The sequence below is a fragment of the Microvirga roseola genome (genome assembly GCF_020866965.1).
In the GTDB taxonomy this organism is placed as follows: Bacteria; Pseudomonadota; Alphaproteobacteria; order Rhizobiales; family Beijerinckiaceae; genus Microvirga; species Microvirga roseola.
The window spans coordinates 13,680-40,112 of the sequence record NZ_JAJATX010000007.1 but is presented as its reverse complement, the minus strand read 5'-3'; the positions used below and the strand labels follow the sequence as shown (position 1 = coordinate 40,112).

Here is a 26,433-nt window from a genome sequence, read left to right as displayed (position 1 = left end):
TTTCGACCTGCCCCGGCGAGCGCCATGCAAGCCAGGGAATTCCTGATGAACAGATGTGGATGGCCTGGGGACAAGCCCGGCCGTCCGACGGATGAGAGATCAAGTCCCGTGACCGAACTGACCCATCTGACGATCGCCGAAGCCCGTGACGGACTGAAGGCCAAGAGCTTCTCCGCGACGGAACTCGCCAAGGCTCATGTCGACGCCATCGAGAAGGCGAGGGCGCTCAACGCCTACGTGCTCGAGACGCCCGAGAAGGCCCTCTCCATGGCCAAGGCCTCGGACGAGAAGCTGGCGAAGGGCGAGGGCCGGGCGCTCGAGGGCATCCCGCTCGGCGTGAAGGACCTCTTCTGCACGGAAGGCGTGGTCTCCACCGCGGGATCGAAGATCCTCGACAACTTCAACCCGCCCTACGAGTCCACCGTCACCCGGAATCTCTGGAACGGCGGCGCCGTGATGCTGGGCAAGCTCAACATGGACGAGTTCGCCATGGGCTCCTCCAACGAGACCAGCGCCTTCGGGCCCGTCGTCTCGCCCTGGCGGCGCGAGGGCTCGAACGTGAGCGCGGGTGCTTCCGGCGCGGTCGAGGGCACGCACCTCGTTCCGGGCGGATCCTCGGGCGGTTCGGCAGCGGCCGTTGCCGCGCATCTGTGCCTGGGCGCCACGGCCACCGACACCGGCGGCTCCATCCGCCAGCCGGCGGCCTTCACCGGCACGGTCGGCATCAAGCCGACCTACGGACGCGTCTCCCGCTGGGGCACGGTGGCCTTCGCCTCGTCGCTGGATCAGGCCGGTCCCATTGCCCGCACCGTGCGGGATGCGGCCATCATGCTGCGCTCCATGTCCGGGCCGGACGCCAAGGACACCACCTGCGCCGACCTGCCCGTGCCGGATTTCGAGGCGGCCGTCTCGCGCGGCGTGAAGGGGCTGAAGATCGGCATCCCGAAGGAATACCGGATCGACGGCATGTCGCCGGAGATCGAAAAGCTCTGGCAGCAGGGCACGGAATGGCTGCGCCAGGCCGGCGCCGAGATCGTCGAGGTTTCGCTGCCGCATACCAAGTACGCGCTGCCCGCCTACTACATCGTGGCTCCCGCGGAGGCTTCCTCCAACCTCGCCCGTTATGACGGAGTGCGCTACGGCCTGCGCGAGAACGGCAAGGATATCGCCGATCTCTACGAGAAGACCCGCGCCGCCGGTTTCGGCCGCGAGGTCAAGCGCCGCATCATGATCGGCACCTATGTGCTGTCGGCAGGCTATTACGACGCCTATTACGTCCGCGCCCAGAAGATCCGCACCCTCATCAAGCGCGACTTCGAGCAGGTCTATGCCCAGGGCGTCCACGCGATCCTGACCCCGGCCACGCCGTCAGCCGCCTTCGGCATCGGCGAGAAGGGCTCGGACGATCCGGTGGAGATGTATCTCAACGACATCTTCACGGTGACCGTGAACATGGCCGGCCTGCCGGGCATTGCGGTTCCGGCCGGGCTCGATGCCCAGGGCCTGCCGCTGGGCCTCCAGCTCATCGGCCGCGCCTTCGACGAGGAGACCCTCTTCGCCGCAGGCCAGGTGATCGAGGATGCGGCGGGACGCATCAGGCTGCCGCAGCCCTGGTGGGCGAACGCGTGACGCCGACCGTCCCCGTCGTCCATCTCTGGGACTGGCTGCCTGCGGCCTTCGATCCGGTGCTGATCCTCATCGCCGTCTGGCTCGGCTGGAAGGCCGACCAGTTCGGCAAGATCCTGGTGGCGGCCATCGCCGCTCTGGGCCTCTCCGCGCTCGTCTCGTGGCTCGTCAGCCGCGCGGGGCTGCCCTGGATCGCGCCTGTGCGCGCTGATGGGCTGACGCTGTTTCCCGTCCGCTTCATCGCCGCCCTCATCTGGGCCGGGGCAGCCTTTGCCGCCAGCCGCCTGATCCGCCGCTGAGGCGGCTACGGGAGCTCGATGCCGAAGGCCTCTTTGAGGCCTTTCTGCCCTTCGGTCGTGATCGCGAGAGCGCGGCTGTCCCTGATGCGTTCGGTCCAGCCCAGTTCGAAAAACCTTGTGCAGAGCGCCGAGCCGAGATGCCCGGCGAGGTGAGGGCGGCGCTCGCTCCAGTCGAGGCAGGTACGGCAGAGGGCGCGCTGGCCCTTTCGTTCGGCCTCGACCTCGACCCCGATGGTGCAGAGAAAGCGCTGACCCTCGCCGGTGAGGCTTCCGGCGCTCTCCGAGAGAAGAACATGCCCTCGCGAGGTGAGGGCGTCGGTCACGGCGATGCCGAGGCGGCCGGCCAGATGATCGTAGCAGGTGCGGGCCCGGCGCAGGGCCTCGTCCCTGGGCCCAACCGGGCGGTGCCGCTTCGGGGCGAAGGAAACCACGGTCATGAGCGCCTCGATGGCCTGCGCCACTTCCGCGGAGGCGAGGCGGTAATATCGGTGTCGTCCCTGGCGCTCCAGGGCGATCAGGTTGGCCTCGCAGAGCTTGGCGAGATGACCGCTTGCCGTCGATGCGCTGACGCCGCCGTGCCAGGCCAGTTCGCTGGCGGTCAGGGCGCGTCCGTCCATGAGGGCGGAGAGGATGTTAGCGCGGGCCACGTCCCCTATCAGGGCCGCGATCTCCGCAAGGGCGATGCCTGAGACCATGGGAGTCATGACCGATCCTAGACCAGGCGAGGCATCCGGTCAGCACGGAACGCTTCGGCCCCGGCCGAAGCGTTCCGTGGCGACAGGGGCGATATCCCGTGCCAGTTTCGCACCGCTTCAGACTGCAAGAAGGGATGCGATTCCATGCCAATAGCCCACCCGGTGAAGACCAACTATGCCCTCGAGCTTGCGCTGCTCGCGGCCCTCGCGACCCTGTGGGCTGCGGCCTATACCTTCATCAAGATCGGCATCGAGACGATCCCGCCCGTCACCCTGATCGCGGCGCGCACGCTGATTGCCGGGAGCCTCCTGGTGCTCGTCATGCGCGGGCGAGGGGTGAGCCTGCCCTGGGCCCGGACGAGCTGGCGCAACTTCACGGTCCAGGCCTGTCTGAACAGCGCCATTCCCTTCACCCTCATCGCCTGGGCCGAGACCTCCATCGATGCCGGGCTGGCGGTGATCCTCAATTCCATAACGCCGGTCTTCACCTTCCTGATCACGCTGTTCTGGTCGCGCCACGAGGCAACGGGCTTTCGCAAGTTCGCCGGCGTGGCCGTGGGGCTTGCGGGCACCTGCGTGATCATCGGCAATCAGGCGCTGACCCATGTGGGCGAGGCGCTGTTGGCTCAGTTGGCGGTCGTGCTGGCGACCGTGTGCTATGCGGGTGCGGCGATCTTCGGGCGCAATTTCAAGAATCTCGACCCCATGGCTCCCGCCGCGGGATCACTTCTCTCGGGGGCCGCGATCCTGATCCCCGTCAGCCTTCTTGTCGACCGGCCCTGGACCCTGGCCCCTTCGGGCGAATCCGTCATGGCGCTGGTGGCGCTTGCGGTCTTCTCCACCGCCATGGCCTTCGTGATCTATTTCCGCCTGATCCACACGCTCGGATCCGTCGGCACGACCGCGCAGGCCTACCTGCGCGCTCCCATCGGCGTGGCCATCGGCGCGTATTTCCTCGGAGAGAGCCTCGACCCGACGGCCTGGATCGGGCTGGTCTGCATCCTGTTGGGCGTGGCCCTCATGACGCTCCCGCAGAGAAAGCGGCCGGCCGCCGCCCTCGCGTGAGCGGACAGCAAAATGGGCCTGGCTCCTGCCAGGCCCATTTCGTGCAGTGTAACGCGAGACGCTTCGTTACTGCGGGTTGGCCGGAGCCACGGGGGCAGCCGGGGCGACCGGAGCCGGGGCCGGAGCCACAGGGGCGTCTGCAGCCGGAGGAGCGGGAGTAACAGGGGCAACCGGAACTGTTTCGGTCTGGACCGTGCCGGTCGTCGTCACCTCGTCGCGGCCGCCGTCATAGAACAGGAAGGCGAGCAGGCCGAGGGCGATGACAAGACCGCCGATCACCCAAGCAAGTGTATTGGAGCCACGATCTTTGCGATCGTTGACGTTCGTGTCGCGATTGTAGACGTTCGGTTCGCGATCCATGGGATCCATAGCCATTTTTTCACTCCTTGACCGTTTTACACCCGTTCAACGCCGAATGAGGGATGCGGTTTCATCGGAGCTTGGCTTTGAACTTGAATCGTCGTGCACAAATCATAAAAGATCCTAACAATAATTCACGCTAGTCTGAACGGACGTTCATGTTGAGGGGGGTTGACCCGCCCCTATCTGGCTCTTACTCCGGGCAGGAACGGCGAGAAATAAAGGCGCGAGGCTCATGAACGCTCCGGTGAACCCCAAAAAGCTCATCAAAGGCGCGACAGGCGATTGGGAAATCGTCATCGGCATGGAAATCCATGCCCAGGTGACGAGCCAGGCGAAGCTGTTTTCCGGCGCTGCGACGGCTTTCGGCGGCGATCCCAACAGCCATGTCTCCCTCGTGGACGCGGCCATGCCCGGCATGCTGCCCGTGATCAACGAGGAATGCGTGCGCCAGGCGATCCGCACGGGGCTCGGCCTCAAGGCCGAGATCAACCTGAAGAGCACCTTCGACCGGAAGAACTATTTCTATCCCGACCTGCCCCAGGGCTACCAGATCAGCCAGTACAAGAGCCCCATCGTGGGCGAGGGCGAGGTGATCGTGGACGTGCCGGAGACCGGCGAGACGATCACGGTGCGCATCGAACGCCTGCATCTCGAGCAGGATGCGGGCAAGTCGATTCACGACCTGCACCCGACCCTGAGCTTCGTCGACCTCAACCGCTCGGGCGTGGCGCTCATGGAGATCGTGTCCAAGCCCGACCTGCGCTCGGCGGACGAGGCGCGCGCCTACGTGACCAAGCTGCGCACGATCCTGCGCTATCTCGGCACCTGCGACGGCGACATGGACAAGGGCAATCTCCGCGCCGACGTGAACGTATCGGTCCGCCGCCCCGGCGATGAATTCGGGACGCGCTGCGAGATCAAGAACGTCAACTCCATCCGCTTCATCGGCCAGGCCATCGAAGTCGAGGCGCGCCGCCAGATCGCGATCCTGGAGGATGGCGGCAAGATCGACCAGGAGACCCGCCTCTTCGATCCCAACAAGGGCGAGACGCGCTCCATGCGCTCCAAGGAAGAGGCGCACGACTACCGCTACTTCCCCGATCCGGACCTGCTGCCACTCGAGTTCGACCAGGCCTATGTGGACGATCTGGCGAAAGGCCTGCCGGAGTTGCCGGACCAGAAGAAGGCCCGCTTCATGGCGGATTACGGCCTCTCGCCCTACGACGCCAGCGTGCTGGTGGCCGAGCGCTCCTCCGCCGACTACTTCGAGGAGGTGGCGAAGGGCCGCGACGGCAAGGCCGCCGCGAACTGGATCATCAACGAGCTCTTCGGCCGCCTGAACAAGGAAGGCAAGGACATCACGGAATCGCCGGTCTCGGCCGCCCAACTCGGCGGCATCATCGACCTGATCGGCGAGCAGGTGATCTCCGGGAAGATCGCCAAGGACCTGTTCGAGATCGTCTTCACCGAGGGCGGCGACCCGCGCGACATCGTGGAAAAGCGCGGCATGAAGCAGGTGACCGATGCCGGGGCCATCGAGAAGGCCATCGACGAGGTCATCGCCGCCAACCCGGACAAGGTGGAGCAGGCCAAGGCGAAGCCGACCCTCCTCGGCTGGTTCGTCGGCCAGGTCATGAAGCAGACCGGCGGCAAGGCCAACCCGCAGGCGGTCAACGAAATCCTGAAGTCCAAGCTCGGGATCGAGTGATCCGGGGCTCGTTCCGAGCGCAGGCGACAGACGGGACGGCCCATGAGCGCAGCCCAGTAGTCCGGCGGTAGCCCCGCTGCCGCCTCTCCGGGGGCGGCGCACTGGCCCTTTCTCGACCTGCTGCGCTTTGCCGCCGCGCTGCCGGATCTTTTCGGGCACACGCGCGGGCTTCTCTTCGTGAGCTTTCAGGACGTCGCCCAGGCGAGCCTGACGACGAAAGCGTTCTACTTTCTCACCGGCATCCACCGGGAGGGAGTCGCGATCTTCTTCGCCGTCAGCGGCTTTCTGGTTGGCGGCGGTGCATGGCGCGCGATCCGTGAAGGGCGGTTCGAGCCGAAGGGCTATCTCGCCAGCCGTTTCGTGCGTATCTACCTGGTGCTCCTGCCGGCGCTGGCTTTGACCCTGCTGCTCGATTGGGCGGGACGAGCCCATCTGCTCGACACCCGGTTCTATGGCGAGCGCCCCCTCATGCCCATCGGCGTCACCTCCGATTGGACCTGGGGCCAGATGGCCTGCAATCTTGCAGCCGTGCAGGGCATCTTCTGCAAGCCTCTGGGCGCGAACCCGCCCCTCTGGTCGCTCGGTTACGTGTGGGGGTTCTACATGCTTGCGCCACTCCTGTTCGGCATCGCGCTTGCGCGGCTGCCGATCATTGCGAGGGTGGCCGCGGCCGCCTTGCTCTTGGCGGGCGTGTCCTACTTTGCGGGCAGTCTCATCACGGGCTGCCGTGGCTTGCAGTCTGGATGGCTGGAGCGCTCGCGGCGCATGTGGTCCGCAGGCGCGAACTGCCCCTGGTCGCGGGGCTCGCCGGGCTTGGCCTGATCGGGGCGGGTCTGGTGACCTCACGCCTGCAGGTGCTGCCCCCGGTTGGAACCGATCTCCTCGTGGGCCTCGGCGCAGCGCTCTCCGTCGCGAATGCGCGTCTGCTCGCCTGGTGTCCGCTCCGCGCCCCGATCAAGGTGGGCGCGGATTTCTCCTATTCGCTCTATCTCATCCATGTGCCGGTGACGGTTTTCGCCGGCGCGCTGATCGAGCGGTTCGGCTGGCCGGCGGTTCTGGCGCAGCCCGGCTTGCCGGCTTTTGCCGTCTTTGCCGGTCTGGTGGCTGCCGCCATGGTCACAGCCTTTATTTTCGCACAGGCCACGGAGCGTCATACGGACAGCGTGCGAAAGGCGCTCTTCGGCCGGCGACGCGCTGTTGTCACGGCATTTCCGAGTGCTGCCGGATAAGGACAGGATCGCGCCATGGCGCTTCAGGACATCGCCGCTGCCGCAAAGGAGGATGCGCCTGCGCTGCGCCCCGCCCGCGATGCGGATGCGCAGGATCTTTTCGGGCTGATCTCCCTCTGCTTCGCGGAGTATCCGGGATGCTTCGTCGACCCCCACGGCGATCTGCCGGATCTGATCTCGCCCGGCTCGTCCTTCGCGAAAAAGGGCGGAGTGTTCTGGGTGGTGGAGGATGAGCGCGGGCATGTCTGCGCCTGCGTCGCAGTGGATTTCCCGGAGACCGGCACGGCCGAACTGCACCGGCTCTATGTGCGTCCCGACCGGCGGGGCAGGGGGCTGGGCTCCTTCCTGGTGCGCCATGTGGAGGATCATGCCCGCGGGAAGGGAGCCGCCCGCCTCTTCTTCTGGTCCGACGCCCGCTTCACCACGGCCCATCGTCTCTACAGGCGGCTCGGCTATGTGCAGGCCGACTGCCAGCGCATGCTCGACGATATCTCGCACTCGGCGGAATACCGCTTCGAGAAGGCGTTGTGAGGCCTCGGTTCACGGAATCTCGTAGATCGAGAGCTCGTCGTTGATGCCCCGAAGGGCCGTCTTCTGGAGCATCGGGCTCAGGCCATGCGTTTCGATCACCTTGAAGGCATCCGGATTCTCGACCACCCTGCCTGTCGCGAAGATCGAGCGCGACATGGCAAGCCCCTGGACACGGGAGGCGATGTTCACCGTCTGACCGAAGTAATCCTGCCGGTCGTTGAGCATGACCGCGAGGCACGGCCCCTCATGGAGGCCGATCTTGAGCAGCAGCTCCTCCCGACCGCGCTCCTCGTTGAGGCTCCGCATGGCCTCCCGCATCCGCAGCGCTGCGGAGATCGCATGGTCCGGTGTCGGGAAGGTCGCCATCACCGCGTCGCCGATGGTCTTGACCACCGCTCCGGCCTCGGAGGCGACGATCTCGTTCAGGACATGGAAATGCGCCCGCACCAGATCATAGGCCACGAGATCCCCGACGCGCTCGTAGAGCTCCGTCGATCCTTTGAGGTCGGTGAACAGGAAGGTCAGGCTCGTGATCTTCAGGCGCTGGTCGACATCGAGAGTGTCGGTCCTGTAGAGATCCCTGAAAGTCTGGTTCGTCAGCAGGCGCTTGGCGGTGAGGAAGGGCCGGCGCTTGCCAACAAGCTCAGGCAGCGTGTCGCCCGCCACCCAGACGGCCGGCAGGGCGCGTCGCTGAGTGCGGTTCTCGATGGAGAGGCGCAAGGGCCCGGGACGCAGCTCCAGCTCCTCGTTCTGCGTATGCGTGTCGTTGAGCACCAGCGCCAGGTTCTGGCGCTCGCGGGTGGGCTCGCCCTTCACGTGGATGAATTGTGCGGCATGCGTGACCGGATCGAAGACGATCACGAATTCCGGCGGTAATTGCAGCGACAGGAGCGCCCGCTCTCCGGGCGGAAGATCCACCGCATCGAGGACGATCTCCTCGGCGATTTCGGCGAAATTATCGGGAATGTCGGCGCCCGAACTCCAGAAGATCTGCCGCATATATTCCAGCATGGGGAGCATATCCGGCTCATGGGCCTCGATCTTCCGCACCCGCGGGCTGACCGTGAACGTCACCTCGACCATTTCGTCGAGGGTGGGCTCGTAGCCCGCGGCGCAGAGGGCGCAGCTGTACTCGTTCTTGTCCAGCGACTTGAGGGAGGTGCCTTCATCGAGCACGCCGCCGCATCCGGGGCACAGCACGTTCCAGGACATCTCGAAGATCCCGAGCCGCGCCGCATGGAGGAAGGCGGCGATGGTACGCTCCTCGTCGAGCCCGTTCTTGGCGGCGAAGGCGAGCGCATTCACGCGGTTGAGTTCGCGGTCGGGAGCCTCATGGATCAGCCGCTCGATGGCGTCGGCGACGGCCCCATCGGCAGACTGGCGCAGGATCGTGAAGAGTGTCTGGTCTTCGCTCATGGGCGACCTCCTTCGAGGTGCGGACAGGCCTTGAGAACGAAAGCAACCGGCTGGCCAGTATACCACCGGTCGGCGCGTTGTGGACAGGGAAGCCGGAGATTTTAAGGGCCTCGTCGGGCAAAACTGCGCCTGTGCGGCGTCGGGACGGGTGCGGAGCGAGCTTCCCCTTTCCGGCTGAGATTCCAGTCCTTTCGGAGCGCAGGTCCATCGGCTAAGGTTCGCGGCAGCGGAATCGCTTGAAAGGGAATTCTGATTATGCCCGCACGCTTCGAACTCCACGGGATCGCCTTTTCGGGACCGACCTACAAGGTCGGGCTCATGCTGACGCTGGCCGGCGAGCCGTTCGACTATGTTCACGTGAACATGATGCAGGGCGAGCACAAGCAGTCGGCCTATCTCGCTAGGCAGCGCTACGGGCAGGTGCCGATGCTGCTCGACCGGAACAACGGGCGCCAGCTCTGCCAGTCGGCCGCGATTCTGGAATATCTCGCCGATACGACGGGCAAGTTCGGCGGAGCGAGCCTCGACGAGCGCCTGCAGGCGCGTGAATGGCTTTACTGGGATTTCGACCGCCTGGCGCCTGCGATCTTCCGTTCGCGGAGCATCAGGCTCGGCTTCCGCAAGGGCGGCCAGGAAATCCTCGACATGTGCGCCGCCGAGGCCGCTTCCGCGCTGAAGGTCCTGGACCAGCATCTCGCCGGGCGGAACTGGGTTGTGTACGAGAACGCCACCATCGCCGATATCGATATCTTCGGCGTCCTCGTCTTCGCTGGCGATGCTGCGGTGGATCTTGCTCCCTACGCCCATGTCACAGCATGGATGGAGCGCTTCGAGGCCCTGCCGGGCTTCGCGGCTCCGCCGAACCTCCTGCCGATGGAAAGCCGGGCCGCCGCATGAGCGGCCTCGTCATCCGCGAGGCGAGGGCGGAGGATCTCGAAGCGATCATCCGCCTCCACGAGGAGGACGCGCTCGGTTCGCACGGCGACGTGTGGAGCCCGGAGACCCGGCCGGCCTATGAGGCCGCCTTCGCCGCCATCGAGCGCAGCCCCGAGAACCGGCTCTTCGTCGCCCTCGACGGAGGCGAGATCGTCGGCACCTTCCAGCTTACCTTCATCCCCAATCTCACCGGGCGCGGGGCGTTGCGGGTGAAGGTCGAGAGCGTGAAGGTGAAGGCCGCGCGGCGCTCGGGCGGCATCGGCGCCAGGATAATGGCCTTCGCCGAGGAGCATGCCCGCGCGAACGGGGCCGCCATGCTGGAACTGACCTCCAACAAGACCCGCAAGAACGCCCATCGCTTTTACGAGCGCTTAGGGTTCGAGCGCTCGCACGAGGGCTTCAAGAAGAAGTTTTAGTTTATTCGCAGTCTCGGCCATCCCGATGCGGAACGGTGCGGCGCTTTGGAAGGTCGTGATCACCGGCACAGGGCCGGTGATCACGGCGTCAGCGCTTCAGGCCTTCGGATCGCCCTTCAGCCGCTTGTTGCACGCGCTCCAGAACTTCGGCCAGGTCATGCCGGTGTTGAGCTTACCGCCTCCCTTGGCGGCTTTCCACTCGAGGCTGCATTTGGCCATGCGCTCGCGGGCGGCGAGCGCCGCGCTCGTCATGCGGTTCATGATCGGATCCCCCATCGCGCCTTCAACCAGCGCGGGAGATATCTCATCTGAAACATTGAAACATACAAGGCCGTCGCGCCTGCCATGCGGCCTTTCCACGAAATTTCACCCCGGGCGGTGGTGTCCGGGCCCGTCTTATGGATTAATTTCACCGCCACCGACCTGCGTCATTCCATGGAAGAGAGGTATGCCATGGCGGCTTCCGCCCAACGACCGATCGATCTCTATTACTGGCCGACCCCGAACGGATGGAAGATCACCATCATGCTCGAGGAATGCGGGCTGCCCTATGCGATCCACCCGGTGAATATCGGCAAGGGCGACCAGTTCCAGCCGGACTTCCTCGCGATTTCGCCCAACAACAAAATGCCCGCCATCGTCGACCACGACGGGCCGGACGGCCAGCCCATCTCCGTCTTCGAGTCCGGCGCGATCCTGCAATATCTCGGCCGCAAGACGGGCCGGTTCTATCCGCAGGACGAGCGCAAGCGCGTCGAGGTCGAGCAATGGCTATTCTGGCAGATGGGCGGCTTCGGCCCCATGCTCGGCCAGACGCACCATTTCCGCATCTACGCGCCGGAGAAGGTGCCCTACGCCATCGACCGCTACACCAACGAGACCAACCGGCTCTACGGCGTGCTGAACAAGCGCCTCGAGGACCGGGAATTCGTGGCGGGCGAATACTCCATCGCCGACATGGCCATCGCCCCCTGGGCGAAGCTCTGGGAGCGCCAGGGGCAGAACATCGAGGATTTCCCGCACGCCAAGCGCTGGCTCAACGCCGTGCTGGAACGCCCGGCCGCCAAGCGCGGTCTCGCCGTCGGCGCGGAGGACCGGGAGAAGACAGACCTGACGGACCCGAAGGTCCAGGCCGTTCTGTTCGGGCAGAAGGCGCGCTGACGTCGCATGGCCGGGGAGGACCCGGCCATGGACCCTCACTTGCGGCAGGCGAAGGGCGGGAAGGTGCTCGCCGTGCCCGCATTCATCGCCGCGACGACCATCATGTTGGCGAGATCCAGCTCCTCCAGGGAGCGGGGGCAGACATCGGCCCTGGCCGTGCAGCCGGAGGCGATGAAGGCTTCGTGCCGGTCGAGGAAATCCGCGCTCAGGCCCTTCCTACCGCGATGCGCGAGGGCCTCGCCCCAGGCTTTCGTGTAGCGGGCGCATTTCACCTCGACCCAGCTCTGCGGCTGCTTCTCCTGCGCCGTGACAGGAGAAACCCCGCTCAAGGCGGGCAGGATCAGCAGGGCCGAAAGGGCGGAAATCGGGAAGGTCAGGCGGCTCATCGTGCCCCTCCGGTTCGAGAGAGCTGCCTTATGAGGGCTGCACATGCCCGGCGCAAGGCCGGGCAGGGCGGCGGTGCCTAGTTCATCTCCGTCCAGGTCTGGGAGCGGCAGATCAGGCCGCCGAGGATGCAGCCGGAGAGCTTCATGGCCTTGCCCTCGAAGGTCATCTTGCCCGTATAGGTCTTGCCGTCCTTGTAGTTGTAGAGCTGGCCGGAGAAGCCTTCGCCCGTCGGCTGGATGTTCGAGATCATCTGGACGCCGACAAGACTGCGGTTCTTGAGGCCGGCATCCGGGTTGTTCACGTCCTTGGCCTCGCCCTGGACCGCGACGATGGTGCCGCAATAGGCCTGGCCGCACCGGGCGATCTTCACCCGGGTCTCGCCGCTTTCGCTCAAGTATGTGCCGGTGGGGTCCGCAGGCTGAGCCTGGGCCGAGCCTGCCAGGAGAGCGAGGCCGAGGACGGCAAGGGTCAGAGATGTCTTCATATTTCCTCCATGTCGGCCTTCGCCGGGTCGATCCGGGGAGGAGAGTAGAGCATCGTGCGGAAAAGTGGATCCGGTTTTCCGCTCCAACGATGCTCTCATCCAAAGAGAAAGCATCGGACCCAAAGGTGCAAATCTACCTTTGGGTCCGATGCTTTAGGAGAGAAGGTTACGCTTCCCAAGCGGGATAAGGCGGCCTCGGGCCTTCGCAGGCGCGAAAAGGCGCTTGAGGGGCGGGGGAGGCGCCGTTATAAGCGCCGCACTTCAATTTTCCTGCCAAGAGCGAGTTCATCATGGCCATCGAGCGCACTTTCTCCATCATCAAGCCCGACGCGACCGAGCGGAACCTGACCGGCGCCATCAACGCCGTCATCGAGAAGGCCGGCCTGCGCATCGTGGCGCAGAAGCGCATCCTCATGTCCCGCCGCGAGGCCGAGACCTTCTACGCGGTCCACAAGGAGCGTCCCTTCTTCGGCGAGCTCGTGGACTTCATGATCTCCGCCCCCGTGGTCGTTCAGGTGCTCGAAGGCGAGAACGCCGTGCTCCGCTACCGCGAGATCATGGGCGCCACGAACCCGGAGAGCGCCGCCGAGGGCACCATCCGCAAGCTCTACGCCAAGTCCATCGGCGAGAACTCGGTCCACGGCTCCGACAGCCAGGACAACGCCAAGATCGAGATCGCCCAGTTCTTCTCGGGCAACGAGATCGTCGGCTGATACCACAAAGCGCTCATCCTGAGGAGGCGCGGAGCGCTGTCTCGAAGGACGAGGGCGTTTCCAGCCTGCACTGGAAGCGGTGTCCTGATCCTTCGAGACGCGAGCAAGCTCGCTCCTCAGGATGAGGACACCTCTCGTGGCCGCCTCCGGGCGGCCTTTTCTTTGGCCTGCCGCTCGCTCATCATGCGCCCGCCATGACTCACGCTCCCCGCATCGAACGCCGGTCCTCCATCTGCCCGCATGACTGCCCCTCGGCCTGCTCCCTCGATGTCGAGGTGATTGACGGCCAGTCCATCGGGCGGGTGCATGGGGCGAAGACGAACCGCTACACGGCGGGCGTGATCTGCGCCAAGGTCGCGCGCTATGCGGAGCGCATCCATCATCCCGAAAGGCTCCTCCATCCGCTCAGGCGCACCGGCCCGAAGGGATCGGGGCAGTTCGAGCGCATCTCCTGGGACGAGGCTCTCGACCATGTCGCGCGGGAGTTCCTGAGGGCGGAAGCCGAGTTCGGCCTGCAATCGGTCTGGCCTTATTACTATGCCGGCACCATGGGCTACGTGATGCGCGACGGCATCAACCGCCTGCGCCACGTGAAGCGCTATTCCGGCCAGTACTCCACCATCTGCACGGCCACCGCCTATACGGGCTTCGTCGCGGGCACGGGCAGGCTCGCAGGACCCGATCCGCGCGAGATGGGCGTGTCGGACTGCATCGTGATCTGGGGCACCAACCCGGTCCATACCCAGGTCAACGTGATGACCCATGCCATGCGCGCCCGGAAGGAGCGCGGGGCCAAGATCGTCGCCATCGACATCTACATGAACGCCACCATGAAGCAGGCCGACATGGCGCTGCTGGTCCGTCCCGGCACCGACGGGGCGCTCGCCTGCGCGGTCATGCACGTGCTCTTCCGCGACGGCCATGCGGACTGGGAGTACCTGGAGCGCTACACCGATTGCCCGCGTGAGCTGGAGGCGCATCTGCGCGCCCGCGATCCCGCCTGGGCCTCGGCGATCACGGGACTGTCGGTGGAGGAGATCGAGGCCTTCGCGAAGCTCGTCGGCGAGCGCAGGCGCACATATTTCCGCCTCGGCTACGGCTTCGGGCGCCAGCGCAACGGTTCCGTCAACATGCACGCGGCGTCCTGCATCGCAGCGGTCACGGGCGCATGGCGGCACGAGGGCGGCGGGGCCTTCCACAACAACGGCGCGATCTATCGCTGGAACAAGGCGCTGATCGAGGGCCACGACGCCATCGATCCCACGGTGCGCAAGCTCGACCAGTCGCAGATCGGTCGCGTGCTCACCGGCGATGCGACGGCGCTCTACGACGGTCCTCCGGTGAAGGCCATGCTGGTCCAGAACACCAACCCGGTCTCCGTCGCGCCGGAACAGGAGCTGGTGAAGCGGGGATTTTCCCGCGAGGACCTGTTCGTCTGCGTCCACGAGCAGTTCATGACCGAGACGGCGCTTATGGCCGACATCGTGCTGCCCGCGACCATGTTCATGGAGCATGACGACCTCTACTCCGGCGGCGGGCACCAGTACTACCAGATAGGGCCGAAGCTCATCGACCCGCCGGGCGAATGCCGCTCCAACCACGAGGTCATCCGCGAGATCGCCCGCCGCGTCGGCGCGGAGCATCGTGGCTTCGAGATGGAGCCGCGCGCGATCATCGACTGGACGCTGAAACATTCCGGCTGGGGCGGGATCGAGGAACTGGAGGCGCAGGTCCATGTGGACGCGCAGCCTCCGTTCGAGGAGGCGCATTACCTCAACGGTTTCGCCTACCAGGACGGGAAGTTCCGGTTCAGGCCGGACTGGACGGCGATCCCCTCCAACAACAACGGGCCGATGGGGCCGTGGGAGCAACTGCCCGCGCTGCCCGATCACTGGGCCGTCATCGAGGACGCGACGGAGGAGCACCCGTTCCGCCTCGCCACGAGCCCGGCGCGCAACTTCCTGAACTCCACCTTCACCGAGACACCGACCTCCCAGGCGAAGGAGGGTAGGCCCGAGGTGATGATCCATCCGCTCGACGCGGAGAGGCAGGGCATCGCGGACGGGGACTGGGTCCGGCTGAGGAACGGGCGCGGCGAGGTCTTCCTGCGCGCCCGTCTCTTCGACGGGGTGAGGCGCGGGGTGCTGATCGCGGAAGGGATCTGGCCGAATGCGGCGCATCCTTACGGGCGCGGCATCAATACGCTCACGGGCGGCGATCAGGTGGCGCCTTACGGCGGCGCAGCCTTCCACGACAACCGGGTCGCACTCGACAAGGTCGCTCCCTTCCCGGAAGCGGCGGCCGGACTTAACGCCTCGTTAGCCGAAACCTGAGGCTGTTGCGCAGGCCCTCTTGATCCTGAACGGCCAAGCCTGTCTTTAGAACCGTAATTCCATCCCTTCCGGGAAACACCCCATGCCGTCCATTCTCCGCACGCTGGTCGCCGCCGCCTTCACGCTGGCCGGCGCAACGGCCGCCTATGCCGCCGCGTCGAACACCCCGACCCTGTACCAGCCGGACCCGGCGCTCAAGACGGCGAGCATCCCCGAATTGCAGGAGAAGGTGCGCCAGATCTGCGCCATTGGTCAGGCGCGGATCCAGCAGGTCAGCGAGTTCTCGCTCGCCAAGAAGTGCGACTGTTATGCAGGCCGGACCCTGCGGGCGATGAGCGCCGAGGAGGTCCAGGCCTATCGCGACACGGGCGTGTTCAACGACAGCGCCCGCGAGAAGGCCCTGAAGGCCATCGATTCCTGCAAGCTCGTGCGCCCGCAGATCTAGAGCCATTTCAGAAAAAGTGGGAACCGGTTTTCCGTCCGAAATGGCGATAAACCAAAGATCTCTAGAGCGGGTTGCAATTCCACCGGAACGCAACCCGCTCTAAGGCGGCGCTTTTCCGCTGCGGGCGGTCTTTAACGCTGCCCAGGCGGAATCGGGGCCTCGGCCGCGGGAACAGGAAGCTCTCTTAAAGCTTAACGCTGCGTCCATCATGATGCAGAACCTGTTCACCTATACATTCCAGACGAGGAATTGGCCGGTCTGGGCGCGGTATCTCGGCGCAACCCTTGTCGTTGCGCTCGCGCTTATGGCTCGTCTGGCCCTCGACGACTACCTCCCGGCCTATCCGTTCCTGCTTTTCTTCGCATCCATCATCATCAACGCCTCGCTCTTCAACCGCGGAACGGGCTTCTATTCGGTCGTCCTGAGCGCTGTCCTTGCAACCGTCTTCTTCATCGAGCCGGTTGGCCGGTTCGAGGTGGAGGACCCGCGCCAGATCACCGGAATGATCTTCTTCCTGGTGATCGGCCTGACAACGGCCGGCATCATCGAGGCCCTGCACACGACGGCTCACAGCCTCACCCTGGCCAACAAGCGCCTTGCGGCGGCCGAACAGGAGAGGGACCTGCTGCTCCGGGAGGCCGGGCACCGGATGAAGAACGATCTGGCGACACTGACCGCCCTGGTGCGGCTCCAGGAGCGGGCGGTGCAGGATCAGACCGCCCGGTCGGTGCTGGCCTCCACCGCCGACCGCATCCACGTTCTGAGCCGGGTGCACGAGCGCCTGAGGCTCGGGGAGGGCGTCAATGCGGTGATCAACGTGAGCGACTTCATCACCGAACTCTGCGATGACCTGAAAGCCGCGGTCATCGGGCTGCGGCCGATCGTGATGAGGATCGAGACGGAACGGTGCTGGCTCACGCAGGAGCGGAGCGTGGCCATCGGGCTGATCATCAACGAGCTCGTGACCAACAGTCTCAAATATGCCTTCCCGGAGGAACGGAGCGGCACGATATCCGTCCGTTTCTCGCGCGAGGGAGACCGGTTCAGGCTCGTGGTGGTGGACGACGGAGTCGGGATGTCCCCGCAGGAGCCCAACAAGCCCTCCGGATTGGGGCAGCGTCTCGTCCGCTCCATGACCGCTCAACTGGGCGGCACCTTCGACATCCAGCCTGACAGCGGAAGGCCGGGAACGCTGGCCACCGTCGAGTTTCCCGTCGTGGAATAAACGCTCGAGGGTCCCGGACGGATTCCTCAGCCCGGTGAATGCAGCGCGCCGCCGGCATCCCAGCTTTGCGAGAACGCCACCCGCCCATTCTCCAGCCTCGCGCTGCCGTCGCAGACCATGCGCAGCGCCTGGGGATAGAGCTTGTGCTCCTGGACGAGGATGCGCGCGGCGAGGCTCTCCTCCGTATCGCCGGGCACGACCGGCACAACGGCCTGGGCCACGATGGGGCCGGCATCGAGCTCCGGCACCACGAAATGGACGGTGCAGCCGTGCACCAGCACGCCTTCGTCGAGCGCCCGCCGGTGGGTCTGCGTGCCCCGAAATAAGGGCAGGAGGGAAGGGTGGATGTTGAGCATCCGGCCCGCCCAGCGCTCCACGAACCAGTTAGTCAGCACCCGCATGAAGCCTGCAAGGCAGATGAATTCGATGCCGTGCTCGGTCAATGTCGCATCCAGCGCCTGCTCGAAGCTCTCGCGGGTGGAATAGGCCTTGTGATCGATGGCGAGTGCCGGAAGGCCTGCCTCCCGCGCCAGATCCAGCCCGCCCGCATCGGGACGGTTGGAGAGGACGAGGAAGATCTCGCCGGGAAAATCCGGGGCGCGGGCGGCCTCGATCAGCGAGACCATGTTCGAGCCCCGGCCCGAGATCAGGATGGCGATGCGGCGGCGGGACATCTTTTAGAGCTTCAGGGAGCCTGCCGTCCTCACCCGCTCGCCGCCCTCATGCGCGACCGTCTCGCCGATGCGCACGGGCGCTTCGCCCGCCTCGCGCAGGCGCGCCATGACATCCTCGGCCTTGTCGGCGGAGGCGACGACGATCATGCCGATGCCGCAGTTGAAGGTGCGCAGCATCTCCGTCTCCGCGACGCCGCCGGTCCGGCTGAGCCAGTCGAAGACGGGCGGAGCCGCTATGGCGTCGAGGTCGAGCCGCACGCCGACGCCATCGGGGAGCACGCGCGGGATGTTGTCCGGGAAGCCGCCGCCGGTGATGTGGCAGAGCGCGTTGACGCCGTCGCCGCCTCTGAGAACCTCCAGCACAGGCTTCACATAGATCCGGGTCGGCTCGAGCAGGGCCTGGGCGAGGGTCCGGCCCTCCGCAAACGGGGCGGGCGCATCCCAGGCGAGACCCGAATGCTCGACGATGCGGCGCACGAGCGAGAAGCCGTTGGAGTGAACCCCGGAGGAGGGCAGGCCGATGAGAACGTCGCCCACGCCCACGTCCTTCGGCAGCAGGGTGCCGCGCTCGGCCGCACCGACCGAGAAGCCCGCCAGATCGTAGTCGCCCTTGGCGTAGAGCCCCGGCATCTCGGCCGTCTCGCCGCCGATGAGCGCGCAGCCCGCCTGGAGGCAGCCCTCGGCGATGCCTTTCACGATATGGACGCCGACCTCCGGCGAGAGCTTTCCGGTGGCGAAATAATCGAGGAAGAACAGCGGCTCCGCGCCCTGCACGATGATGTCGTTCACGCACATGGCGACCAGGTCGATGCCGATGGTGTCGTGGATGCCCGTATCGATGGCGATCTTCACCTTGGTGCCGACGCCGTCATTGGCCGCGACCAGGATCGGATCCTTGAAGCCCGCGGCCTTCAGGTCGAAGAGCCCGCCGAACCCGCCGATCTCCGCATCCGCTCCGGGGCGGCGCGTGGACCGCACCAGGGGCTTGATCTGGTCGACCATGGCGTTGCCCGCGTCGATATCGACGCCCGCTTGGGCATAGGTCAGGCCGTTCGTCTGCTTCTCGGGCTTCTCGGTCGTCATGGCGCACCCCGTGTTGTGGGGGCAGTAAGGCGAGAGGCGGGCGGACGCAAGGGGTTTCCTCTGCCCCGCCCCAGGGAAGCAACTACGAGGGAATGAGCTTGAGGAAGTCCTCGAAACGCTTCCCCGGTTCCGGCGCGAAGCGATCTCCCGTCTCCGTCACGCTTCGAAAGCGTTCGAGCCGGAAATTCCTGAAATCCTGCCGCTCCTCGCACCAGGCCGTCAGCATCCATACGAGATCGAACGCCGTCAGACCAAGGGGGCGAAGGCGCCGCTCGCTGATCCGGTTCTGAAGATCCCAATAGACCGCCTTCACCACCCGCCTGTACCGGATGGCATGGCGCAGAAGACGCAGGAAGCCGGCCTCGTCCTCCGCGGTCTCCGTCCGGCGCTTGACCGCCTTGAACGGCAATTCGTCCGGCATGCGTCTCGTGTCGCCCCGCAGGACCTGCGTGATCTTGGCTGCGGCCCGTTGGCCCGCCTGCGCCAGATCCGGATCTGCACGCGCCGCCACCATGCGCGTGCCGAGGACGAGCGCCTCCATCTCGTCCTCGTCGAACATCAGGGGCGGCAGAAAGAATCCCTTGCGGAGCACGTACCCGACGCCTGCCTGCCCCTCGATGGGGGCTCCCAGGCTCTGGAGCGTGGCGACATCGCGATAGATCGTCCGCACGGAGACCCCGAGCTCAGCGGCCATGACCTCCGCATTCTTCGGCAGGCGGAGGCCTCTCAGCCGGTCGAGGATCTGGAACAGGCGGACGACGCGCATGAGGGTGGATATCTCGTTGCTCCTGACGAAAACTGTCAGGAGAGGAGCGTCATGTCCATGCCTGCCCGGACAAGATCGTCCGGCTGACAGGAGAAACCGAGAATGGCTTTCGAGATCCCCCTCTATCGCTTCCGCAAGGACGTGGGCTTCGAGGATGCGAAACGCGCAGCCCTCAGCTTGAACGAGTTCCTGCGCACCGCGCCGGGTTTCAAGATTCGCAAAACCTATTACGACGACGAGAAGGATGTCTGGATTGACGTGGTCGAGTGGGAAACGATGGAGCAGGCGCTTCAGGCGCTAGAGGACTTCCCGAAATCACCCTCCTTCGCGGAGTTCATCAAGCTGGCTGATCCCGACTTCAACCACATGCACCATGGAAATCTGATCCAGACATTCATGGTGTGACGGCCTGTAGGTCTGGCATCGCATTTCCCTCCTCGTGCCCGGACTTGGTCCGGGGATCCATATCTTGTCCACGAATGGCTGGAACAGCCTTGGCGGCGACGCTGGAGAGACGATAACCATCTTCTCCGGCCCTGGTGCCATGGTCATTGAACTCCATCTCCGGAACCGCCATCATCGTGGTCCGATGACCATCCCCAACATCATTACCATCGGCCGCCTCATCATCGTGCCCATCGTGATCGTCATGATCATGCAGCAGCAATGGGCAGCGGCCTTCGTGCTGTTCGTGGTGGCGGGCATTTCGGACGGGATCGACGGGTTCATCGCCCGGCATTTCGATATGAGGAGCGAGTTCGGAGCCTATATCGATCCTATCGCCGACAAGGCTCTCCTGGTTTCGATCTATGTCACCCTGGCCGTGGTCGGGGCGATCCCGAGCTGGCTGTCCATCATCGTCGTGTCGAGAGACGTGATGATAGTGGCCGCGGTGCTTCTCTCCTGGGTCATGAGCCGTCCCGTGGAAATCAAGCCTCTCCTCGTCAGCAAGCTCAACACGGCGGCGCAGATCGCCTTCGCGGCCTTTGTTCTTGCGGCCAACGCGTTCGGGGCGGAGCTGGCGGGGCTTGAAGATGTGGCGATGCTTGTGGTCGCAGCCTTGACCGTCGCCTCCGCCGGTGCCTATCTCGGGGGCTGGCTGCGGCACATGGGGAGCTGACGGCCAGGGTTACGCATGGAGACCCACGTGACGGTCCAACGGCAGATCGGCTTCTGGATTGCGGCCCTCGCGGTCACGGTGCTGCTGTTGTTCGTCCTGCGGGGCATCCTCCTGCCCTTCGTGGCGGGCTTCGCGCTGGCCTACCTGCTCGATCCCCTGGCCGACCGTCTGCAGAGGATCGGCATCGGGCGGCTCGGCGCCAGTCTCCTCATCCTCGTTCTCTTCGTCCTCGTCTTCATCCTCACCCTGGTGGTCCTGGTGCCATTCGCGGCGCAGCAGGTAGGCGCTTTCGTGGAGCGTCTGCCCGGCTATGTGGCGAGGCTCCAGGAGCTCGGAGCCGAGCAGATCGGCCCGCTCATCGAGCGTCTCGGCATCGAGGAGGCGCTTCCCGCCGCGCCGCCTTCCGTCGCCAACCTCATCAGCCAGGGCGTTGCCTGGTTCGCCGCCTTCATGCAGGGATTATGGTCCGGCGGCCAGGCCCTGCTGGGCATCTTCTCCCTGCTGGTGGTGACGCCGGTGGTGGCCTTCTACATGCTGGTCGACTGGGACCGCATGGTGCGCACGGTGGATTCCTGGCTGCCCATGCGCCATCGCGACACGATCCGGCATATCGCCCGCGACATCGATCGAGCGATCGCGGGCTTCGTCCGTGGGCAGGCCCTGGTCTGCATTATTCTCGGCACCTTCTATGCCGTGAGCCTCGCGCTGATCGGGCTCAACTTCGGCGCGCTGATCGGCATGACCGCCGGTTTCTTGAGCTTCATTCCCTATGTCGGCTCGCTCACGGGCCTCATCCTGTCGGTGGGCGTCGCCATCGTGCAGTTCTGGCCCGACTACGCCATGATCCTGGCCACGCTCGGCATCTTCGTCTTCGGCCAGTTCGTGGAGGGCAACATCCTCTCGCCGAAACTGGTGGGGGATTCCGTCGGCCTCCATCCCGTCTGGCTCATGTTCGCGCTGGTGGCCTTCGGCGCGCTCTTCGGCTTCGTCGGGTTGCTTCTGGCCGTGCCGCTGGCCGCCGCCATCGGCGTCATCGCCCGTTTCGCGCTCCGGCAGTATCTGGCAAGCCCGCTCTTTCGCGGAACCGAGCCGGTCATCCTGACCCCACGCATCGAGATCGAGGCCGAGAAACCGAAGGCCGACGCCGATGCGTGAGGCTCCCAAGCAGCTCGCCTTCGACCTGGCGCTCGAGCCGCGCTTCGGCCCGGAGGATTTTCTCGTCAGCCCCTCCAACGAGCGGGCCTATGGACTGATCGAGAGCTGGCCCGACTGGCCGGACAACATCCTGCTGCTCACGGGACCGCGCGGCTGCGGCAAGAGCCACTTGGCGGCGATCTGGGCGACGAACGCCCATGCCTGGACCATCGACGCCGTCGAGATCGCGCGGGACCAGGTGCCGCACCTCGTCTCCAACGGCGCGCTCGCCATCGAGGACATGGACCGGGCAGAGAGGGACGAGGCGGCCCTGTTCCACCTGCTCAACCTTGCCCGCGAGAAGAAGGCCTATGTCCTGATCACCTGCGAGACGCCGCCCGACCGCTGGGGATTGAGGACGCCGGACCTTCTGTCGCGCCTGCGGCTTGCGCCCGGCGTCGCGGTGGAGGCGCCGGACGACGCGCTTCTCAAGGCGGTGCTCGTGAAGCTTTTCGTCGACAGGCAACTCGTGGTCGACACCTCCGTTGTGGACTATATAGCTCTTCGGATCGAACGCTCCCTCGCCAAGGCGTCCGAGGTCGTCGCTCTCCTCGACAAGGAGGCGCTGAGCCGCGGGCGGCGCATATCGCGGGCCATGGCCGCGGAGATCCTTGGGGCCGCACAAGAAACGGATGAGACCGAGTGAAACTTGACCCTGACGACCTGTCATCGGACCGTCGTGAAACTGTCATGAAGTCCAAAGCAAAACGGACCTCCCGTAAGAAGATGGCGGAGGCCGAAGTGCTCAGCACCATGGCGTTGAAGGAAGTCGAGACGGTCAGCGAGGCGCCCCTGCCGAAGGCGCCGCCGGAGGTGGAGTTCGACGGGGCCGTGCTGCGTCAGTTCCCGCAGCGCTACATCAATCGCGAATTGTCCTGGCTCCAGTTCAACCGGCGGGTCTTCGAAGAGGCCTCGAACCGGAACCATCCGCTCCTGGAGCAGCTGCGCTTCCTGTCGATCTCCGCCGACAATCTTGACGAGTTCTTCATGGTCCGCGTCGCGGGGCTTCGCGGCCAGGTGCGCTCGGGCGTGGCGACCACCTCGCAGGACGGGCTCACCCCCCAGGAGCAACTCAGCAAGATCGCCGTCGAGGTCTCGCACCTCGCCACCGACCAGCAGAGGCGCTGGCGCGAATTGCGCGATGCGCTGCTCGAGGAGGGCATCGTTCTCGTCGATGGGGCGGGCCTGACGAAGGCGGAGGCCTCCTGGCTCGAGGACTACTTCCTCAACCACATCTTCCCCGTGCTCACGCCGCTCGCCATCGATCCGGCGCATCCCTTCCCGTTCATTCCCAACCTGGGCTCGTCGATTGCCCTCAAGCTGGTGCGCCAGAGCGACGGCAAGGTGCTGAACGCCCTGATCCGCCTGCCGTCCAGGGGCGAGCGCTTCATCCGCCTGCCGGACTTCGCCGAGACGGGCGCGAGCCGCTTCATCGCTCTGGAGCAGATGATCGTGCTCTACACGAACCGTCTCTTCCCCGGCTACGCCGTGGAGGGGCAGGGCGCTTTCCGGGTGATCCGCGACAGCGACATCGAGGTGGAGGAGGAGGCCGAGGATCTGGTGCGCCTGTTCGAGACGGCTCTCAAGCAGCGCCGCCGGGGCATCGTGATCCGCCTGGAGGTCGAGGCCGCCATGCCCGAGGATCTTCGCCTCTTCGTGGCCGAGGAGATGGAGGTCGCCGCCGACGAGGTCTTCGTCGTCGAGGGCATGATGGGCCTGCGGGACCTGTCGCAGCTCGTCGCGCTCGAACGCCCGGACCTCAAGTTCAAGCCCTACAACCCGCGCTTTCCCGAGCGCATCCGCGAGCATAGCGGCGATTGCTTCGCCGCGATCCGTCAGAAGGACATCATCGTCCACCATCCCTACGAGTCCTTCGACGCGGTGGTGCAGTTCCTGCGCCAGGCGGCGCGGGATCCGAACGTGGTGGCGATCAAGCAGACCCTCTACCGCACCTCCTCCGAGTCGCCCATCGTCGCGGCGCTGGCGGAGGCCGCGGAGGCGGGCAAGTCCGTCACGGCTCTCGTGGAGCTGAAGGCCCGCTTCGACGAGGAAGCCAACATCCGCTGGGCGCGGGATCTGGAGCGCGCGGGCGCGCAGGTGGTGTTCGGCTTCATCGAGCTCAAGACCCACGCCAAGCTTTCCATGGTGGTCCGGCGCGAGGGCAATCAGCTGATCACCTACTGCCATGTGGGAACGGGCAACTACCACCCGATCACCGCGCGCATCTATACGGACCTGTCCTATTTCACCGCCGATCCGGTGATCGGGCGGGACGTGTCGCGCATCTTCAACTACGTGACGGGCTATGCGGAGCCGGCGGAGCTCGAGCGCATGGCGGTTTCGCCGCTGACCCTGAGACAGCGCCTTCTCCAGCACATCGGGGAGGAGATCGCCCATGCCAAGGCGGGGCGGCCGGCGGCGATCTGGGGCAAGTGCAATTCGCTGGTGGATGGCGGCATCATCGACGCGCTCTACGACGCCTCGGCGGCGGGGGTGCAGATCGACCTGATCGTGCGCGGCATCTGCGGCCTCAGGCCCGGCATCAAGGGGCTGTCCGAGAACATCCGGGTCAAGTCCATCGTCGGGCGCTTCCTGGAGCACACGCGCATCTATGCCTTCGGCAACGGCCAGGGACTGCCGAGCCCGAAGGCGCATGTCTACATCGCCTCGGCCGACCTCATGTCGCGCAACCTGGACCGCCGCGTGGAGGCGCTGCTGCCGATCCTCAACCCGACCGTCCATCAGCAGGTTCTGGACCAGATCATGCTGGCGAATCTCCTCGACAACGAGCAGAGCTGGACCGTCCTGCCGGACGGAACCAGCCGACGGATCACTCCGAAGGGCGAGGAGCCGTTCAACGCGCACAAGTATTTCATGACCAATCCGAGCTTGTCGGGCCGTGGCAAGTCCCTCAAGACCTCCAGCCCAAAGGCGCTCGCGAAGCGCGGACAGGGATGACATGCAGATCGTGGAGCGTCGCGAGGCCCAGGGGCGCCTGAAGATCGGCCAACCGGTCGCCATCATCGACATCGGCTCGAACTCGGTCCGCCTCGTCGCCTATGAGGGTCTCGCCCGGGCGGTCACCCCCATCTACAACGAGAAGGTCCTCTGCGGCCTGGGCCGTCACGTGGCGACCACCGGCCGCCTCGACGACGACGCTGTCGACCGGGCCCTGCGGGCGCTCGCCCGGTTCAAGGTCCTGTGCGAGACGATGCACGTCTCCCAGGTCTTCGTGCTCGCCACTGCGGCTGCGCGGGATGCCTCCAACGGCCCCGATTTCCTGCAGGCGGCCGCCGAGGCCTGCGGCCGCCCCATCAATCTCCTCTCGGGAGCCGAGGAGGCACGCTTCTCGGCGCTCGGCGTCGTGGCGGGGTTCCACAATCCCGACGGCATTGTCGGCGACATGGGAGGCGGCAGCCTCGAACTCGTGGACGTGAAGGGCTCGCGGGTGGGGGAGGGAGTCACCCTGCGCCTCGGCGGGCTTGCCCTGCAGGATCTCAGCGGCGGCTCCCCGAAGAAGGCGCAGAAGATCGTGCGCGCCGCGCTCGAAAAGGCGCCGGAATACCTCGAGAGCCTTCACGGGCGCACGTTCTATGCGGTCGGCGGCACCTGGCGCGCGCTGGCCCGCCTGCATCAGGCGACGTGGGATTATCCGCTCCACGTGATGCATAGCTACACTCTGAACCCGCAGGATGGGCTCGACTTTCTCCGGCTCGTCGAGGAGGTCGACACCAAGACCCTCAAGGACATCGAGAGCGTCTCCGAGGCCCGCCGCCCGCTTCTGTGCTACGGCGCGGTGCTGCTGGAGGAGATCATCCGGCTCGGCCAGCCGAAGGAGATCGCGATCTCCGCCTATGGCGTGCGCGAGGGGCTTCTGTTCGACCGGCTCGATCCGCAGACCCGGGCGCTCGATCCGCTTCTGTCGGCGGCGAGCGACTTCAACCTCCTGCGCTCCCGCTCGCCCCGCCACGGCGAGGAATTGCGGGAATGGACGGACGCCTTCGTGCAGAGCCTCGGCCTGCCGGAAACGGAGACGGAGCGCCGCCTGCGCCATGCGGGCTGCCTGCTGGCCGATATCGGCTGGCGCGCCCATCCCGATTACCGGGGCGAGCAGAGCCTGAATCTCATCGCCTATGGAGCCTTCGCAGGCCTCGATCATCCCGGCCGCGCCTATCTCGCGCTCTCGATCTTCTTCCGCCACGAGGGCCTCTCGCCGGACAAGGTGAGTTCCCGCATCAAGTCCCTGGCCGGGCCCCGGCTCATGGAGCGGGCGCGCCTGCTCGCCGCCATGATGCGCGTCGCGTACCCGGTCTCGGTCGCCATGGACGGCATCCTGCCCCAGGCCCCATTGAGGGCGCGGGACGGCCACGTGATCCTGCAGCTTCCGGCGCGCCTCGAGCCCCTGGCCAACGAGCGCCTCACCGGCCGCATGAAGGGCATCGCCAAGCTCCTCACCATGGAGCCGGTCATCGAGATCGTGGGGTAGTCGGAGCCGACCTCATCCGCATCCTTCCCAGAGTGCCGGAACAGCCGGTGTAGGGGTTTTCCCCTCATCGTGGAACAA

The 26,433-nt window shown here is 65.7% G+C and carries 29 protein-coding genes; 20 read left to right on the top strand and 9 right to left on the bottom strand.

What is annotated here, in order from left to right; translation table 11 throughout:
* Positions 1-108 precede the first annotated feature (108 nt).
* Entirely contained in the window at positions 109-1,629 is a 1,521-nt protein-coding gene (gatA, locus tag LG661_RS06705; RefSeq protein WP_230531103.1) for an Asp-tRNA(Asn)/Glu-tRNA(Gln) amidotransferase subunit GatA, read from the top strand.
* Entirely contained in the window at positions 1,626-1,925 is a 300-nt protein-coding gene (locus LG661_RS06700; RefSeq protein WP_230531102.1) for a hypothetical protein, read from the top strand. The genes gatA and LG661_RS06700 overlap by 4 nt, the downstream gene beginning before the upstream one ends.
* Before the next feature lie 5 nt (positions 1,926-1,930).
* Here LG661_RS06700 and LG661_RS06695 read toward each other — a convergent pair whose 3' ends face one another.
* Entirely contained in the window at positions 1,931-2,629 is a 699-nt protein-coding gene (locus LG661_RS06695; RefSeq protein ID WP_322098842.1) for an ArsR/SmtB family transcription factor, read from the bottom strand.
* A 135-nt stretch (positions 2,630-2,764) separates the two neighbouring features.
* Between LG661_RS06695 and LG661_RS06690 the strand changes: the two genes are divergently transcribed.
* A complete protein-coding gene (locus tag LG661_RS06690; RefSeq protein ID WP_230531101.1) occupies positions 2,765-3,685 on the top strand; it encodes a DMT family transporter in 921 nt (306 codons plus the stop codon).
* Between the two features lie 66 nt (positions 3,686-3,751).
* Here the strand turns inward: LG661_RS06690 and LG661_RS06685 are convergent, their stop codons facing one another.
* Positions 3,752-4,060, bottom strand: coding sequence for a hypothetical protein (locus LG661_RS06685; protein ID WP_230531100.1), 309 nt, complete (start codon positions 4,058-4,060; stop codon positions 3,752-3,754).
* Between the two features lie 220 nt (positions 4,061-4,280).
* Between LG661_RS06685 and gatB the strand changes: the two genes are divergently transcribed.
* From gatB to LG661_RS06665, 4 genes are all read left to right on the top strand, one after another.
* A complete protein-coding gene (gene gatB, locus LG661_RS06680; protein WP_230531099.1) occupies positions 4,281-5,756 on the top strand; it encodes an Asp-tRNA(Asn)/Glu-tRNA(Gln) amidotransferase subunit GatB in 1,476 nt (491 codons plus the stop codon).
* Between the two features lie 117 nt (positions 5,757-5,873).
* Positions 5,874-6,578: an acyltransferase family protein gene (locus tag LG661_RS06675; protein ID WP_268995439.1), complete on the top strand. Its 705-nt coding sequence runs from the start codon at positions 5,874-5,876 to the stop codon at positions 6,576-6,578.
* Positions 6,500-6,985 (top strand): acyltransferase family protein, encoded by a 486-nt coding sequence (locus LG661_RS06670; protein ID WP_230531098.1) that lies wholly within the window; start codon positions 6,500-6,502, stop codon positions 6,983-6,985. Before LG661_RS06675 ends, LG661_RS06670 begins: the two co-directional genes overlap by 79 nt.
* A 15-nt stretch (positions 6,986-7,000) precedes the next feature.
* Complete coding sequence (locus LG661_RS06665; protein WP_230531097.1) at positions 7,001-7,516, top strand: GNAT family N-acetyltransferase; 516 nt, start codon at positions 7,001-7,003, stop codon at positions 7,514-7,516.
* 9 nt (positions 7,517-7,525) lie between these two features.
* On the opposite strand, the gene LG661_RS06660 is transcribed toward LG661_RS06665, so the two are convergent.
* On the bottom strand, positions 7,526-8,932 hold the full coding sequence (locus LG661_RS06660; protein ID WP_230531096.1) for an adenylate/guanylate cyclase domain-containing protein: 1,407 nt from the start codon (positions 8,930-8,932) through the stop codon (positions 7,526-7,528).
* 255 nt (positions 8,933-9,187) lie between these two features.
* On the opposite strand from LG661_RS06660, the gene LG661_RS06655 reads away from it, so the two are divergent.
* Positions 9,188-9,829: a glutathione S-transferase family protein gene (locus LG661_RS06655; protein WP_230531095.1), complete on the top strand. Its 642-nt coding sequence runs from the start codon at positions 9,188-9,190 to the stop codon at positions 9,827-9,829.
* A complete protein-coding gene (locus LG661_RS06650; RefSeq protein WP_230531094.1) occupies positions 9,826-10,284 on the top strand; it encodes a GNAT family N-acetyltransferase in 459 nt (152 codons plus the stop codon). The genes LG661_RS06655 and LG661_RS06650 overlap by 4 nt, the downstream gene beginning before the upstream one ends.
* Before the next feature lie 96 nt (positions 10,285-10,380).
* Here the strand turns inward: LG661_RS06650 and LG661_RS06645 are convergent, their stop codons facing one another.
* Entirely contained in the window at positions 10,381-10,545 is a 165-nt protein-coding gene (locus tag LG661_RS06645; protein WP_230531093.1) for a hypothetical protein, read from the bottom strand.
* Between the two features lie 192 nt (positions 10,546-10,737).
* Here LG661_RS06645 and LG661_RS06640 point away from each other — a divergent pair, with 192 nt between their 5' ends.
* Positions 10,738-11,445, top strand: coding sequence for a glutathione S-transferase N-terminal domain-containing protein (locus LG661_RS06640; RefSeq protein WP_230531092.1), 708 nt, complete (start codon positions 10,738-10,740; stop codon positions 11,443-11,445).
* 35 nt (positions 11,446-11,480) lie between these two features.
* On the opposite strand, the gene LG661_RS06635 is transcribed toward LG661_RS06640, so the two are convergent.
* Complete coding sequence (locus LG661_RS06635) at positions 11,481-11,831, bottom strand: hypothetical protein (protein ID WP_230531091.1); 351 nt, start codon at positions 11,829-11,831, stop codon at positions 11,481-11,483.
* A gap of 77 nt (positions 11,832-11,908) precedes the next feature.
* Positions 11,909-12,316 (bottom strand): DUF2147 domain-containing protein, encoded by a 408-nt coding sequence (locus LG661_RS06630; protein ID WP_230531090.1) that lies wholly within the window; start codon positions 12,314-12,316, stop codon positions 11,909-11,911.
* A 290-nt stretch (positions 12,317-12,606) separates the two neighbouring features.
* Here LG661_RS06630 and ndk point away from each other — a divergent pair, with 290 nt between their 5' ends.
* From ndk to LG661_RS06610, 4 genes are all read left to right on the top strand, one after another.
* Positions 12,607-13,029 carry a nucleoside-diphosphate kinase gene (ndk, locus tag LG661_RS06625; protein WP_173948225.1) on the top strand — a complete coding sequence of 141 codons (423 nt, stop codon included), beginning with the start codon at positions 12,607-12,609 and terminating at the stop codon, positions 13,027-13,029.
* A gap of 194 nt (positions 13,030-13,223) precedes the next feature.
* Positions 13,224-15,362: a molybdopterin-containing oxidoreductase family protein gene (locus tag LG661_RS06620; protein ID WP_230531089.1), complete on the top strand. Its 2,139-nt coding sequence runs from the start codon at positions 13,224-13,226 to the stop codon at positions 15,360-15,362.
* Between the two features lie 82 nt (positions 15,363-15,444).
* The gene (locus LG661_RS06615; protein WP_230531088.1) at positions 15,445-15,807 is read left to right on the top strand and encodes a hypothetical protein; all 363 of its coding nucleotides are present in this window, start codon (positions 15,445-15,447) and stop codon (positions 15,805-15,807) included.
* A 208-nt stretch (positions 15,808-16,015) separates the two neighbouring features.
* Positions 16,016-17,032, top strand: a complete 1,017-nt coding sequence (locus tag LG661_RS06610; protein ID WP_230531087.1) for a sensor histidine kinase — start codon at positions 16,016-16,018, stop codon at positions 17,030-17,032.
* A 26-nt stretch (positions 17,033-17,058) separates the two neighbouring features.
* Here LG661_RS06610 and purN read toward each other — a convergent pair whose 3' ends face one another.
* The 3 genes from purN to LG661_RS06595 form a co-directional block, all read right to left on the bottom strand.
* Complete coding sequence (purN, locus tag LG661_RS06605) at positions 17,059-17,706, bottom strand: phosphoribosylglycinamide formyltransferase (protein ID WP_230531086.1); 648 nt, start codon at positions 17,704-17,706, stop codon at positions 17,059-17,061.
* A gap of 3 nt (positions 17,707-17,709) precedes the next feature.
* Entirely contained in the window at positions 17,710-18,789 is a 1,080-nt protein-coding gene (gene purM, locus LG661_RS06600) for a phosphoribosylformylglycinamidine cyclo-ligase (RefSeq protein WP_230531085.1), read from the bottom strand.
* An 82-nt stretch (positions 18,790-18,871) separates the two neighbouring features.
* Positions 18,872-19,555 carry a helix-turn-helix transcriptional regulator gene (locus LG661_RS06595; RefSeq protein ID WP_230531084.1) on the bottom strand — a complete coding sequence of 228 codons (684 nt, stop codon included), beginning with the start codon at positions 19,553-19,555 and terminating at the stop codon, positions 18,872-18,874.
* 102 nt (positions 19,556-19,657) lie between these two features.
* Here LG661_RS06595 and LG661_RS06590 point away from each other — a divergent pair, with 102 nt between their 5' ends.
* The 6 genes from LG661_RS06590 (at position 19,658) to ppx (ending at position 26,355) form a co-directional block, all read left to right on the top strand.
* Positions 19,658-19,960: a hypothetical protein gene (locus LG661_RS06590; protein ID WP_230531083.1), complete on the top strand. Its 303-nt coding sequence runs from the start codon at positions 19,658-19,660 to the stop codon at positions 19,958-19,960.
* Between the two features lie 184 nt (positions 19,961-20,144).
* Positions 20,145-20,675: a CDP-alcohol phosphatidyltransferase family protein gene (locus LG661_RS06585; protein WP_230531082.1), complete on the top strand. Its 531-nt coding sequence runs from the start codon at positions 20,145-20,147 to the stop codon at positions 20,673-20,675.
* A 27-nt stretch (positions 20,676-20,702) separates the two neighbouring features.
* Positions 20,703-21,830 (top strand): AI-2E family transporter, encoded by a 1,128-nt coding sequence (locus tag LG661_RS06580; RefSeq protein WP_230531081.1) that lies wholly within the window; start codon positions 20,703-20,705, stop codon positions 21,828-21,830.
* A complete protein-coding gene (locus tag LG661_RS06575; RefSeq protein ID WP_230531080.1) occupies positions 21,823-22,515 on the top strand; it encodes a P-loop NTPase family protein in 693 nt (230 codons plus the stop codon). The genes LG661_RS06580 and LG661_RS06575 overlap by 8 nt, the downstream gene beginning before the upstream one ends.
* Before the next feature lie 44 nt (positions 22,516-22,559).
* Complete coding sequence (locus LG661_RS06570; protein WP_407666668.1) at positions 22,560-24,827, top strand: RNA degradosome polyphosphate kinase; 2,268 nt, start codon at positions 22,560-22,562, stop codon at positions 24,825-24,827.
* A gap of 1 nt (position 24,828) precedes the next feature.
* A complete protein-coding gene (ppx, locus tag LG661_RS06565) occupies positions 24,829-26,355 on the top strand; it encodes an exopolyphosphatase (protein ID WP_230531079.1) in 1,527 nt (508 codons plus the stop codon).
* Positions 26,356-26,433: the final 78 nt, after the last annotated feature.